The 14,508-nt window shown below is 46.9% G+C and carries 10 protein-coding genes; 5 read left to right on the top strand and 5 right to left on the bottom strand.

Translation table 11 applies throughout. The annotated features are described in order from the left end of the window. Positions 1-29 precede the first annotated feature (29 nt). Entirely contained in the window at positions 30-1,700 is a 1,671-nt protein-coding gene (locus ACF8PE_RS16925; RefSeq protein WP_392495096.1) for a hypothetical protein, read from the bottom strand. Between the two features lie 494 nt (positions 1,701-2,194). Between ACF8PE_RS16925 and ACF8PE_RS16920 the strand changes: the two genes are divergently transcribed. The 4 genes from ACF8PE_RS16920 to mcrC all read left to right on the top strand — a co-directional run bounded on the left by ACF8PE_RS16920 (position 2,195) and on the right by mcrC (position 6,358). Further along, positions 2,195-3,208 carry an HNH endonuclease gene (locus ACF8PE_RS16920; protein ID WP_392495095.1) on the top strand — a complete coding sequence of 338 codons (1,014 nt, stop codon included), beginning with the start codon at positions 2,195-2,197 and terminating at the stop codon, positions 3,206-3,208. Continuing rightward, complete coding sequence (locus ACF8PE_RS16915) at positions 3,208-3,786, top strand: class I SAM-dependent methyltransferase (protein WP_392495094.1); 579 nt, start codon at positions 3,208-3,210, stop codon at positions 3,784-3,786. Before ACF8PE_RS16920 ends, ACF8PE_RS16915 begins: the two co-directional genes overlap by 1 nt. 131 nt (positions 3,787-3,917) lie before the next feature. Next, positions 3,918-5,315, top strand: a complete 1,398-nt coding sequence (locus tag ACF8PE_RS16910; protein ID WP_392495093.1) for an MrcB family domain-containing protein — start codon at positions 3,918-3,920, stop codon at positions 5,313-5,315. Then, a complete protein-coding gene (gene mcrC, locus ACF8PE_RS16905; protein WP_392495092.1) occupies positions 5,312-6,358 on the top strand; it encodes a 5-methylcytosine-specific restriction endonuclease system specificity protein McrC in 1,047 nt (348 codons plus the stop codon). Before ACF8PE_RS16910 ends, mcrC begins: the two co-directional genes overlap by 4 nt. A gap of 45 nt (positions 6,359-6,403) precedes the next feature. On the opposite strand, the gene ACF8PE_RS16900 is transcribed toward mcrC, so the two are convergent. The 4 genes from ACF8PE_RS16900 to ACF8PE_RS16885 all read right to left on the bottom strand — a co-directional run bounded on the left by ACF8PE_RS16900 (position 6,404) and on the right by ACF8PE_RS16885 (position 14,067). Continuing rightward, entirely contained in the window at positions 6,404-6,946 is a 543-nt protein-coding gene (locus ACF8PE_RS16900; protein WP_392495091.1) for a hypothetical protein, read from the bottom strand. Positions 6,947-7,109: 163 nt separating this feature from the next. Continuing rightward, on the bottom strand, positions 7,110-10,358 hold the full coding sequence (locus ACF8PE_RS16895) for a type I restriction endonuclease subunit R (protein ID WP_392495090.1): 3,249 nt from the start codon (positions 10,356-10,358) through the stop codon (positions 7,110-7,112). Continuing rightward, on the bottom strand, positions 10,355-11,707 hold the full coding sequence (locus ACF8PE_RS16890; protein WP_392495089.1) for a restriction endonuclease subunit S: 1,353 nt from the start codon (positions 11,705-11,707) through the stop codon (positions 10,355-10,357). The genes ACF8PE_RS16895 and ACF8PE_RS16890 overlap by 4 nt, the downstream gene beginning before the upstream one ends. Then, on the bottom strand, positions 11,707-14,067 hold the full coding sequence (locus ACF8PE_RS16885) for an N-6 DNA methylase (RefSeq protein ID WP_392495088.1): 2,361 nt from the start codon (positions 14,065-14,067) through the stop codon (positions 11,707-11,709). The genes ACF8PE_RS16890 and ACF8PE_RS16885 overlap by 1 nt, the downstream gene beginning before the upstream one ends. A 121-nt stretch (positions 14,068-14,188) precedes the next feature. Here ACF8PE_RS16885 and ACF8PE_RS16880 point away from each other — a divergent pair, with 121 nt between their 5' ends. Beyond that, positions 14,189-14,461 carry a hypothetical protein gene (locus tag ACF8PE_RS16880; RefSeq protein WP_392495087.1) on the top strand — a complete coding sequence of 91 codons (273 nt, stop codon included), beginning with the start codon at positions 14,189-14,191 and terminating at the stop codon, positions 14,459-14,461. Positions 14,462-14,508 lie beyond the last annotated feature (47 nt).

Raw genomic sequence — 14,508 nt, 5'->3', positions numbered from 1 at the left:
CCTGAAAAATACCGGGAGCCCTGGTCGTATTATCTCAGGGACTGAGCAACCCAGCGAAGTAATTCAATTAAGGAATACTGCCCAAAGAGTTCCCCCTCATTTGTCACCCAGATCGGGAAAAAGAGTAACAGGGACGTCGTGAGCAGGCTGGTCAGAAGAAGGCTCTTGAACCAACCGCTACGTAAAATCTTCTCGTTAACTGCCCACTTAGACAGATGCTGACCCATTCGCCAGCGGACCCAGCCCCTGCGCCATAAATACCCCAGGAACGAGATAACAACGGCAGCGATGACAATAAACAAGCCACAGTAACGCGCCAGCACCTCCAGGGAAGCGAGTAAATTATGCTGACTATCCCAGCGCAGGAACGGCGTAAGATAAACCCGTCCTGTCGTAATGTCGCTGATCCAGATGTCGCCATAAGCGGTGTACAGAGGCATAAAAAGATAGATGATGACAGCGCTGAAGATTGCCCACTTCACCACCGACCAGTTTTGCACAGCCTGGGTAATGGCTTTCAGGCTGGTCAGGGCTTCATCAATATAGGTCGTAGTAACCCCACGATTCATCGCTTCGCGAAGCATCTCCCCGGATTTACCCGCGCGGTTCGCATCCAGCATGTCCTGATGGGCTTCCGATTCCATAAATGTGGCCACCGTTTTACGGCTACACGCCGCAACAAGCGGATTGAGCAGTTTCCCTCTGGTGCTTCGATAAACAAGCTCATTGAGATCGTTTTTTAACATCAATTCAACGACATGTCCTGCATCCAGTATTTGCGGACGACGCCCGTAAACAATCCAGTTAACAGGCTGTGCTGCAAGCTGAGCCTGGCGCAGCTGACTCGTAAATCTGGCAAAGGGTACGCTGGCGTTGTAGATAAAATTAACGTTACGCAACCCCTCATCAATACCGGAATCGGCCAGCTCAACGGCGCCATAACTCGCCAGTTCCGGGATGCCCGCTTTGTAGAGGCCATCTTTAATGAACGTCGGCACATCCTCACGATGGTAGATCAACTGGTACTGAGGCACGGCAACGCTGGAAAGCCGGGTAATGCGGGTTGTTTCGCCTGTTCCGTCACAGGGGGAACAGCGCTGGTTTCCCGAGCCGCTACAGTGGTTGCAGTTCACCTTACCGCCTGAGCAGGTGTAGCACATCCGATAGTGGCTCTCCGTGCGGTACTGATTGGTGTAGTGATCGAAATGGCTTCGCTGTTCCAGTACCTGCCCACTTCCCCCGCAGGTGGTGCAGCTCACGCGACCAGTACCATAGCACCAGGAGCAATTGACCTGCCCGCGTCCATTACAGTTCGTGCAGTCTTCAGTTAAACAGAGGCGTGTTGGATGGGCGTAGATTTCGTGATCTTTTTTAAGTGCACCGTAAGGATGGGAAAGGACCAGCGCCTGAGCTTCACGAAGGGTTTCTGCACGGGATAAGACAGCGCTGGTTTCAGCCTGGAGAGCCTCGGCGTACTGGAAAGTACTGGTAAAAACGCGCGTGCCGTTCCCGGCGCTGATTCTTCCCACCTGAGTGTGGTCTGTCGTCTCAACACGAAAATGCAGACTTAGGTTAATCTGGTAGTCAAAATCGATTTTTTCGACCAATTCCAGATCAAGATTATCTGGCTGTAGCCTCGTAGAGCGTTCCACGAAGTCCTGGATGGTTGTAGAGCACGTATCCAGCCACGCGTCTTTCATCTTCATTCCCTAAATTGAGATTTGTTATCGGCAGAATGATATGGCTTTGCATAGGTTAGGCAACTACTAATAAACGGAGTTTGGGGGTTAAATGCGGGGGGATTATGCGTATATAGAGTGCGATGGAATGAAACTGAGGTAATTAGTTGTTTAGTGTTGATGGTTAATATTTTTATTTAGTGCAGTGTTTGGATAGGTTAAAAACGCCTCGTAAGTTAAATGTTATTCCTGATTCCTTGCTACTCCGGTTATTTAGCACGGGAAGGACTGTCGGAGTGAAGATGATGAAGGGCTACATGATATGACGTTACTGAAAGCACCGATGATCACCATTGAGTGATGTCAGTCAACCAGCGCACTACTTTTCAATTGCAACCGATCACAAATTCATCAAATCCATTGATTCACGGTTTACATCACCTTTCATTTGTTATGTGATCCTGTTACAGGTTTCGGTAGTTCGCTACCTCCCCCACCGTAACAGGATTTCATTGATGGAATTTTACCAGGCTGACCCTACGCTGGAGAACTACTGGCGCGGGGTGATTCTTTTTGGAAAGAACGTCGCATCTTACAAGTTCGCGCTTGCCCATGCCCTGTATGAGATCGATAAGACGGGCAGCGACATCATCACCCTCGACGAACTCGCCGTGCCGTTCAGCCGCCATCTTTGCGAACATCTGAAACATGCTCCGAAGCAGATCACCTCGAGCCGCAGCCAGTTTCTGGAAACCTGCGCGCAGTTTAATAACGAAGAGGTTTCTCATAACCAGCTGATTGAGACCACGGTGCGGCGTGGTTTTGCCAACGTGATTGATGCCTTTCACAATGTGAATGGCGGCGAGATCGAAAAACGCTTTTTCATCGATGAGCGCAAGACCCATAACGGCATCCGCCTGACGGATAACTTCTATCATCTGGGGGAGCGCCAGCAATATCAGAACCTGGCTTTTGAGACTACTGCGCGCTGGAATCTCGTCGAACAGGCCTGGGCGATGGGCGTGTCCCGCAACCTTGTTGGCGTTGAGTTCGACGAGGATAACCAGCTGCTGTTTAGCCATGTGAATGCGCGCCGGGTGAATATCACCAGCTGTCGCGACAGTTTAAACGGCTACCAGAAAGGACGCTGCTTCTACTGCTTCAAACCCATCAGCCTGACGCCAGGCGATCCTGAGTTGGCAGATGTTGACCACTTTATTCCGTGGGCAGCACGCGATAAAGTCGCCAATATCAATGGCGTATGGAATCTGGTGCTGGCCTGCCAGTGCTGCAATCGTGGTGCTGAAGGGAAGTTCGCGCGCCTGCCCGGGCAAGCACTCCTGGAACGGTTAAATGTCCGCAACGAGTATTTTATTCAGAGCAAACTTCCGCTGCATGAGACCATTATCCAACAGACCGGAAAACAGCCCGCCGCGCGGAAAAACTTTCTTGAAAATAACTGGAACGCTGCCAAAGTGAGGCTATTCCATACCTGGGAACCGAAAGCCGAAGGCGAGGCCACATTCTAATGACGCTCAAATACTATCAGGACAATGCGCAGATCTTCTTCGACGGGACGGTGAATGTCGATATGTCCTCACTGTACGAGGCCTTTACCCAACATCTTGCACCTGGGGCGCGGGTGCTGGATGCGGGCTGCGGTTCAGGACGCGATGCAAAGGCGTTTCAGGAGATGGGTTATCAGGTAGAGGCGTTTGATGCGTCCCCAGCGATGGTTGAGTTGGCACGGGAGCATACCGGGTTGCCTGTGAAGGTGATGTCCTTTGCGGAGGTAGACTGGAAGGAAGAGTTTGACGGGATTTGGTGCTGTGCTTCGTTGTTGCATGTTCCGGCGGTGGAGTTGCCGGGTGTGATGCGGAGGTTAGCGGATGCGCTTAAGCCGGGTGGGGTGTGGTATGTGTCGTTTAAGTATGGGGATGGTGAACGGGAGGTTGATGGAAGAAGGTTTACGGATATGGATAAGGAGCGGTTAGAGGCGTTGGTGGCGGCTATCGCGGGGATTGAGATGGTTGAGATGTGGATAACTCGGGATAAGCGTCCGGGAAGGGATGAGAGTTGGGTAAATGGGATGCTGCGGAAGGTATAGATCTATTTGTATAACAGGTTCGACTACTAGAGCAGACTTAGTACTCATATGTTTGTTCGTGTTCAGAAAAGTAGCGCCAATTCATAAGGTGAGAGTCATAATGCTTTTACCACATATCATAGGAGCAAAGGATGCATTCAATCCAATCTTGGCTAGAAAAATTTATCGAACAAGCAGATTCAAAGAGTTCGCAATCCACTAAAGAGTATCCGGTTAAATACAACGGCCTCCGTGTAAAGGTCAGTTTCGGCTTTGGTAATTTCAGTTCGATTCCGTGGATAGCTTTCCTTGCTGATGGAGAGGAGGTTTCACACGGTATATACCCCGTCATTCTTTACTACAAAGACTATGATGAATTAATTTTAGCTTACGGTATTAGCGACACAAATACACCGCAACATCATTGGAATTTTAGTTCGCCGTCCCCAATTACAATTAGAGAATATCTTCACACCTCCGTTGGAATATATACAAAAAAATACGGTCAGTCTTATTACGCATTTTCACAGAAGGTCTCGCAAGGGATTGATTATGCGCAGTTCGATAAAGAACTTGAAAAAGTAATAAATAATTACATAAAACTCTTTTCCAACGTAACTCTAAAATCACCGATTAATCCGGCGACAATAAAACCCGTCAAAAAGATTTATGAACTTAGCGATGCGTTAAATGATCTATTTATTCCCAAAACTAAAGTCGAATCAATCATCAAGCGTTTGTTGGTGAAAAAAAATGTCATCCTACAAGGCCCTCCTGGCGTAGGAAAAACCTTTGCAGCGCGACGTCTGGCTTACCTGCTAATGGGTGAGAGAGACTCACACAGAATAGGAATGGTGCAGTTCCACCAGTCTTACAGTTACGAAGATTTCGTACAAGGTTATCGACCGAACGGCCATGGCTTTCAACGTAAAGATGGAATTTTTTATACTTTTTGCAAACAAGCCCAACAGCAGCCAGATAAAAAACACGTGTTTATTATTGATGAAATAAATCGTGCTAATCTTAGCAAAGTATTTGGCGAAATCATGATGCTTATTGAACATGACAAGCGAGGTGATAACTGGGCTATTCCACTTTCTTATTCGGAAAATAATGAAGATAAGTTTTATATTCCAGCAAATATATATGTTATTGGATTGATGAATACAGCGGATCGGTCTCTGGCTGTCGTCGATTATGCACTTCGCCGTCGTTTTTCCTTTATTGATATCGACCCAAGCTTTGATACTGATAAATTTCGTTCCTTTTTATTGGAAAATAAAGCAGAACCATCTTTCATTGATTCCTTATGTTTAAAAATGACACAACTGAATACACAAATTACTAAGGAATCAGATATTCTTGGTAAGGGATTCCGGATTGGCCATAGCTATTTTTGTACAGGTCTCGACGATAATACCCTTCCCGATATGGATTGGTTTAGCAACATTATACATTCCGATATCGCACCATTACTTGAAGAATATTGGTTTGATGACCCGGAAAAGCAACAAAACTGGATAGACGTTTTGCTAAGTGAGATATCATGACACAGCCTGTAATACCAATACGCAATATCTATTTCATGCTGACTTACGCCTGGAATCATTTGCAGGATGCAAAGTTAGTTAACCTTGACGCAGTGCCCGGCAATAGTCTTCTCAACATCTTAGGTCATGTGCTGAATAAAAGCGTATTGTACCTTTCCAGAAGGGGTTTTGAACTTGGATATTGTCATCATACTGAGATTATATCCGGAATAAAAGGTCGTGTTAATTTCGCACAGTCGCTGCATGGTTTCCATTTAATGAAAGGGAAAACCGTTAGCACTTTTGATGAATTAACTCCGAACACTCTAGCAAATAAAATAATTAAAACTACATTAACAACACTAGTTAAACAAAATAATCTGGATCAAAGAATAAGAGAAGAAGCTCGTTCGATTCGTGCAAGAATGTTGGATATCAACGAAATTGTTTTATCCCCTCGTTATTTCGACCAGGTCCAAACCTTATCAAATAATCGCTATTATAAATTTATTATTAGCATATGCAAACTAATCAATGAAAATACCATTATAAATCAAAAAGATGGGAGCTACCGTTTTTATGATTTCGAAAGAGATGAACGAAAGATGTCTCTTCTTTATCAAGATTTTCTGTACAGGTTTTGCAAAAATGAATTGCAAAATGTAAAAACTAAGCGCTCATATCTTGAGTGGAATGCTTATAGCGAATCTGATCCTTCTTTATCATTCTTACCGAGAATGGAAACAGACATTACACTATGTCACAACAATAAATGTTTAATTGTTGACGCGAAATATTATAAAAGCATTTTCGCTAATCGTAAAAGCACTCATAAATTCCATTCTGCCAATTTATATCAACTCATGAGTTATCTAATGACTTATAATCCAAAGTATGATGTAAAAACAAGCGGCTTACTTCTTTACCCCCAAGTTGGAACTGCGGTAAAACATCGATATAATATCAACGGTTTTGATATTGGTTTATACACTATAGATTTGGATCAAGAATGGGAGGATATTCATCAAGACTTATTAACTTTGCTACGCGAGTGTTTGGAATAAATTTCACTGAACATATACAAATCGTTCGGAGTTGAATTCTATATGTCAAAGCGCGGCCTGTTTGTTTAACGAATATATATAGCGAAACTTATCGCCATATATTGATTGAATATCAATCACAAAATCTAATTTATGTGGCGCCTGAGATGCCCATTTTAAAAGAAGCCTATCTTTTGCACATTGACTACCAGTTTCCCTATCTTCAATATGGAAGATCTCCTCCCCTACTTTAAAAGAGTCATTGGGGCGGGGCCCGCCAATAACAAAACAATTATAGTCCAAGCCTAACGCTTTAACTGCACCAACAAAAACATTATCATTAACAGCTTCTACCTCTTGTCCGTCAACCGTCACTGAAATTTTTTTTATAAAAGCCGTCCCCATTCCATTATTAATAATGTAAATTCCCCACTGATTTTTACGAGTATCGTTTGAAAAATAGGCATTCATGCGTGGTTCGACCGAGATATGATTATGCCGGATCTGTTCTTTCCCTTGCCAAATAGTAAAGACAAGCGAGATAATTGCGATAAAAATCCCGATTATAGTAAGAATCACATCACGGTTATGGGTTATAAAATTACGCATAAAAATCACCTCCTTGTTTGGTCTTCCACAATATTTATACACTCCCTATAATGCTTAAACTAGCTCAATTAAGGAATGAAGGATATTTAATAGATAAGCATTTTTTGTAATACTAAAGCTTTTATACCTTAAAAAACATCCTTCCTTTTAATACAAATAAAATTTAAGCCCCTTTTAACATATCAAATACCACCCGCGCAAAGCCCTTCGCCAGTTCAGGGTTAGAGAGGTATTGCACCATCATCTCCTGCTGGGCGTCGTTGCTGTCCATCACGGCATCATCAATGGCTTTCGGGAAATCGCCCAGCATCGCCTGCTCGCGCGTATTGTTGGCGATCTGGGTCATCACTGCCTGGTTTTCTGACAGCTTGTCGCGCACTGCAAAAGCATAATTGATCATGTCTTTATCGGTCAGATTATCGGTGACAAAAAGCTCATTCAGACGCGCCAGGATATTTGAAAGAAACTCCTCTTTCTTGTCCTTGGGCTTCGCCGTACCGACATCATTACCCGGCTTGATTTTGTATTCTTCAGCATCCTCTTGCAGCTTAAGATGCTGTTCGTGGAGCTTCGACAAGCGGTAATGGCTCATCTCCACGTTGCTTAAATCAATCTCATCTTCTTCGATGCGCTGTTCGTGCAGCAACGGGCGCAGGTGACGGGCAAAGAGGCTCAGCTTTTCCAGGTTCTTGTCGTCGTAATCGACGATTTGCGACATAAACTCGTAAAAGCGGACAAAGCTGCCGAGATCTTTCTTGAAGATATCGAGCTTACTTTTTTCTTTCTCGCAGTCCTTAAAGGTGTTTTCCGCATTGGTGATCAGCACAATATCGCCGGTCTTTTTGGTGCGTTCAAACATCTCTTTCGCCAGCACATAGGCGTCAATCGCCGAGGTGTAGCGATGCTTCCAGCGTTCCATTGCTGGTTTGCAGATATTACTAATGGCCGCGTTGGATTTGTTTTTACTGAAGAACGCCTCACAGAACTGCTCAACTTCGTTCCATAAGAAAATACCGCTAGCCCGCAGCTTTTCATAAAGCTCAAAGACCAACTGTGGATCGCTAACATCCGTCAGTTCCGCTGTCTGGTAGTACGGCTGGAAAGCGCCCAAAATCTCGTCGGGTTCGTTCCAGAAATCGAGCACAAAGGTACCGGACTGCGCCTTTCCAGGATAGGTACGGTTCAGGCGCGACAGCGTCTGTACACACTCCACGCCGCCCAGCTTTTTATCCACATACATGGCGCACAGCTTGGGTTGATCAAAACCAGTCTGGAATTTGTTGGCCACCAGCATCACCTGGTAATCGTCGGTATCAAACGCTTTACGCATATCCCGGCCTTTCAGACCTGGGTTCATATTGATTTCGGTAAACTTCTGATTAAGCAGCGCAAGGCTGTTGTGGTCATCTTCATGGAATTCCACTTCCCCGGAGAACGCCACCATTGCGCTGATCTTGTCGTACTTTTGCTCGGCGATGTATTTATCGAACGCCAGCTTATAGCGCACCGCAGCCTTACGCGAACTGGTCACCACCATCGCTTTCGCCTGGCCGGCCAGCAAGTGCATCACATGCTTGCGGAAGTGCTCAACAATCACCTTCACTTTCTGCGACACGTTATGATCGTGCAGCGAAACCCACTGGTTCAGTTTGATCTTCGCTTTTTTGCTGTCTACCTCCCGGTCAGGATCGTCCAGCTTTTGCAGCAGCTTGTACGCCACTTTATAGTTGGTGTAGTTCTTCAGCACATCGAGAATAAAACCTTCTTCGATGGCCTGGCGCATGGAGTAAACGTGGAATGCTTCCGGTTTGTTCGTTTTCGACGCCGGTTCCTGTGGATTAGGACGACGGCCAAACAGCTCCAGCGTTTTGGCTTTCGGTGTGGCGGTAAAGGCGTAATAGTTGAGGTTGTTGCTGCCTTTACGCGCGGCGACGGTGACATCCAGAATATCTTCTGAAGACATCTCCACATCGTCATCCGTTTCTTCGGTCATCAGCACTTCTTTCAGCTGACGCGCCGTAGAGCCACTCTGCGAGGAGTGCGCTTCATCGGCAATCACCGCGTATTTGCGCTGTTTGAGGCTGACGCTGTTTTCAATGGCCTTCAGCACAAACGGGAAGGTCTGAATGGTGACGATAATAATCGGCTGCGAGTTTTCCAGCGCGCTCGCCAGCTTTTCCGATTTAGAGCCGTCGCCTTCTTTGTTATTGATACGCCCGACCACACCATCCTGATGTTCAAACTGATAGATGGTGTCCTGCAGCTGATCGTCCAGCACGGTGCGGTCCGTCACCACAATCACCGAGTGGAACTGCTTCTCGCCGTTTTCATCGTACAGGCGGGAAAGCTGATGGGCCGTCCAGGCGATAGAGTTCGATTTGCCCGACCCAGCGCTGTGCTGAATCAGGTATTTATTGCCGGTGCCTTCCACTGTGGCGGCAGTGATCAGTTTGTTCACCACGTCCCACTGGTGATAGCGTGGGAAAATCAGGCTCTCGCTTTTGTACTTCAGGCCAATGGCGTTTTCTTTTTCGACGATTTGCAGATGCACAAAACTGGCGAGAATTTTCAGCAGATTGCCCGGCAGCAGCACCTCATTCCACAGGTAGCTGGTGGCGTAATCGTTGGCATCTTCCGGGATATCGTTTCCCGCGCCGCCGTCATGGGTGCCTTTGTTAAACGGCAGAAAGAAGGTTTTATCGCCATCGAGTTTGGTCGCCATAAACACTTCGTACTGGCTGACGGCAAAGTGCACCAGTGCGCCGCGTTTAAAAGTCAGCAGCGGCTCGGGTTTATTGGTGCCTGGATCTTTCGGCAAACGCGTTTTCTTATATTGCGTAATGGCGTTTTGTACCGTCTGCTTAAATTCAGACTTCAGTTCCAGCGTCGCTACCGGCAGGCCATTGATGAACAATACCAGGTCGATACGCCATTTCTTTGCCTTGGTACCCGTTTCTTTAAATGCGGCGTTCGACGCATGCGGGCTGTAAACCAGCTCCGGCACGATGCGGCAGATATTCTGTTTATAGCGAGTCAGGGTTTCCGGATTGAGGTTATGTTCCGGCTTAAACTGGCACAGGGAAAAACGCGCGTTATGGCTTTTGATACCGTGACGCAGCACGCCAAGCGTGCCGTAAGTACGAGACAACATATCGGTGGCGTTGATATCCGCTTTTTTCAGCTGCGCCACCAGCGCATCGAGGAAATGACGCTCGGTATCCGAAGGATAAATTTTGGTAAACTTCTCCCACTCCTGCGGCTGCGTGGTTTGCACGAAGGTCAGGGCATCCTGCGAGTACAGCGCACGTTCGCGATCGTAGCCGTCGGTTTTGCCACGAACCCAACCTCGATCGATCATCTGAGCGATTATCTCATCCTGAAAAATCAACTCTTTGGTGCTGTCCATGCTCATACGGTGGCCTCCTGTGGCTCCTCAACGTCCTGCGTGCTAGGTGCAACCCAATCGCGAACGTCGATTTTTCCGGTGACGGCGGCGGAGATCAGGGCGGAGCGGCGCTCTTGTAGCAACTCTATCTGTTTGAAAGCTTTCTGAGTTAAATCATCAAATTTGTTCAACGTTTTTTGGACGAAATCAGCTATATCATTCTGCTCATTTATCGGAGGTACAGGAAAAACAAATTCAATAGCGTCCGATACGTTAAACTGCTTTTGTGCTGCACCATAAGAAGCAAGATCAACTTGTTGTCTTCCAACCCAGACATTCATTGCAGCACATAGCCAGTCAGAGTTGTAACTGCCTCTTCTGATGATGATAATTGACGCGCAATTAGAGCCCTCTAAATCATCGGTAACCACTGACGTGATTCCAGGATATCCAACACGTACTGAGACTAAATCTCTACTATTTAATCTTGAAGGAAGTAGTTTATTGCTATCTTGAGGTGAAATTCGTCTTGTTTTAGTTAAGTCGAATCCAAACTCTTTAACATCACCACCAAATATAAAATAGACACCTTCATCTTTAGTATATGTAGAAGGATTAATAACGAGCCCAACACCAACTTTAGGAGAGATATGTTTTAACCGTTTGATAACCCAATGCTCCGGCACTTCTCCCAACCACTTAACACCAGAATCTTTCATCGGCACATCAGGGTTTAGCCCTTTGGTGACGGCATGACTAATCACTGCCTGACGTTTTTCTTTCAGTAGTTCAATCAGTCGTTGTTGCTTCTCAATTAGGTTGTCGATTTTTGCGGTTTCGTGATCGAGGAAAGCTGCGATTACATTTTGTTCCTGAACCGAAGATAATGGTAGGCTGAGAGCACTGAACTGCTCATAGTTAATTGATTTTCCATCTCTTAAGCTATCCGTCGATGATTGTAATGCAGCAATAAAAGGCATGCATTTCAAAAGATAACGATAATAACAATAGCTGATCGGTTTAGAATTTTTCAATACAGTATATGCGGGCGATACACAGCCAGTGTACTGGCTATATTCAATACCGCCCTCAAAGCTACGTAAACTTATAACAAAATTATTAGCTTCTACATGTCTGAATGATTCCGTTCCTTTTAATGCAAGCATCACTTTTGATTCATTTAATTGCATCATTAAGGACTGGGGAATTACACCATACTTTTGGCTTGCTGCGAGCTGCTCATCACTTTTATATGCCGGTGTACGCACGCTTTGAAACATGCGTTTTGCAGATAAGATTTCCCAATGGCTGGGGACCTCACCCAACCATTCAATCCCAGAGTCCTTATACTCCGGATACGCCTTATATTTAGCCATCAGGAATGTACCTCCTGCAGCAGTTTCATAATCTCGGCGCTGACCGCATCCAGATCGGCATCAATTTCCTCCAGCGGGCGCGGTGGCTGGTAGACATAGAAATGGCGGTTAAACGGAATTTCATAACCGACAATCCCCACCTCATTATCTTTCGCGTCGCGCTTATCGGCATTGATCCACGCGTCATTCACATGCGGCAGCACTTCTGCTTTGAAGTAGTTTTCAATCAAATCGCTGGTAGATAATGTCGGGTTCAGCGGCACGTTTTCGTTATCACGCAGCTCGCCGTCCTGCTCAAACTCAACAACCTTGCCTTTGTATTCAAACGCACCGTACAGCGGCTGAGCAGCTTCTTTCAGTACCTTTTTCACCACCGGCTCGGCATCCGGGTTTCTCGTAGTGATAGCATCGATAAACTGCTTGTTTTCTTTCGCATCCAGCTTCACGCCAGCTGTTTTGATGGCCCCTTTCAGGGTCAACTGGAACTGGTTGAAGTCATTGCTCACCAGCGTTTTACCACCCGCCTGCGTACCCAGAGCAGTCTGAATCTGCTGCGCTTTTTCCATCAAAGCGCGCTGCGCCAGCCACAGTTTGCTGTCGAGCAGGTCTTTAATCTGTTTCTCTTTCAGCTCGGCAAATTCAGCTTTAATGATGGCGCGCGCTTCGGCTTCCAGTTCAGAGAAATCACCATAGGTGTCCTCCTGCCACTGGGATGCGAACTCTTCATACAGCCGTTCCATTGGCGCGTTAAACGGCTTCGGCGCAAAGCGCAGAGTCACAATCGCCTCATCCGTCAACTGAGCAGATAAACGCAGCGGGCGCTCAATGGTCAGGCGGCGATAGCCAAAGTCGGTGCTGTTAAAGATTTTGCTGGCAAAGGTTTTCGGCGCTTCGGTTTTGGCAGTGGCAGGCTGACGGCCACGGCTGGATTTTTGCTCGGTGGCTTTTTCCAGGCCAAGTTCTTCCAGAGTTGTGGAATCCACCACCTCAAAATCACCAAAGGTCCGCGTGATCAACTTGATATCGTCTTCACCCATCAGGTTGCGCTTGGAACCCAGTGATTTACGCATCTTGCCGCACAGATTAGTGCCATCAATCAGCTGTACTTTGCCTTTACGCTCAGGTGCTTTCTTGTTGGAGAGGATCCAGACGTAGGTGGCAATGCCGGTGTTGTAGAACATGTCCGTTGGCAGCGCGACAATGCCTTCCAGCAAATCGGCTTCCAGAATGTAGCGACGGATCTCGCTCTCACCGCTGCCTGCCCCGCCAGTAAACAGTGGCGAACCGTTAAGGATAATCCCGATACGCCCGCCGTTGCTCACGGTGCCATCCACATTGTGGTTGTCGCGCATTTTGCTGATCAGGTGCATCAGGAACAGCAACGAGCCGTCGGATACACGCGGCAGGCCCGGTCCAAATCGACCGTTAAAGCCTTTCTGCGTATGTTCGTCGTTAATCTCGCCCTCAATCTTCTTCCAGTCCACACCAAACGGCGGGTTAGAGAGCATGTAGTCGAACTGGTCCTGCGGTAACTGGTCGTTAGAGAGGGTGTTACCCAGTTTAATCCGGCTGACGTCCTGACCTTTGATCAGCATATCGGCTTTACAGATAGCGTAAGATTCCGGGTTAAGCTCCTGACCAAAGGCACGCATCACCGCGTTAGGGTTCAGCTCATGCACATATTCCATGCCTGAAGAGAGGAAGCCGCCGGTCCCGGCCGTCGGGTCATAAATGGTGCGGATGATACCGTCCTGCGTCAGCGCTTCATCATCTTCCATAAACACCAGCGAGGTGGTCAGGCGCACGATATCGCGTGGGGTGAAGTGCTCACCGGCTGTCTCGTTAGAGCTTTCCGCAAAACGACGGATAAGCTCTTCAAACACCAGGCCCATTTCATAGTTGGAAATGGCTTTCGGGCTAAGGTCGGTAGTGGCGAATTTCTTCACCACTTTAAACAGCAGATTGGCATCTTCCAGCAGGCCGACAAACTCGCTGAATTTGAAGTGCTCAAAGATTTCACGTGCGTCTGGGGAGAACGCCTGTACGTAGCTTTCCAGGTTGGCTTTGATGTCGTTCTGCCCCATCTTGCCCAGATCCATCTTCGAGGTGTTGAAGAAGGAGAACGTACTGGCGCGCAGCAGAAACTTCTCTTTGGCATCTTCCGGCAGTGGGCTGGTTTTTAATTCATCATATTTAGCCACAACTGCGTCTTTAGTCTCCGCCAGCACGCACTCAAGGCGGCGCAGCAGCGTAAATGGCAGGATCACGCGCCCGTACTGGGACTGTTTGAAGTCACCGCGCAGCAGATCAGCCACCGACCAGATAAACGCAGCCGTTTGAGAAAAGTTAGTGTTAGTCATGAAACCCTCGGGGAGATCGCAGCCATACTGCAATATGCAGAGGCAAGAATTCAGTTGTGGAATGCAATGCGCAAAATGATACCTGCTATGCGGACTATCGCAAACGATACAGGACAAAGAAATGAGTGCTGCTATCGAGAAAACAGTTGAGGAGAGTGGTATCTGTGTCAGGTTATCGGAATTGGAGAAAGACAAGATCCGTGCGATGCTGACGGCATGCAGAACCGGGTGTGAGTATGTCAATGCGCTAAAACATGTGCTCACCACTTATTCAGGCAGCGAATGGAAACAGGTGTTACCATCATTAGCCGATTTAGAGAACCTGTATAAGTCACCTGTGGAGTATTCATTTACATACTTCTATTACTTTCATGTTAAGGGTATAGCATTATGAATCTATCCCGTAGATAATGAACATCATTCACACGGACTAAACGCCAA

Origin of the sequence: Leclercia sp. GLN_9 (assembly GCF_043105735.1) — a bacterium.
GTDB classification, from domain to species: domain Bacteria; phylum Pseudomonadota; class Gammaproteobacteria; order Enterobacterales; family Enterobacteriaceae; genus Enterobacter; species Enterobacter adecarboxylatus.
This window is presented reverse-complemented; position numbering and strand designations above follow the sequence as displayed.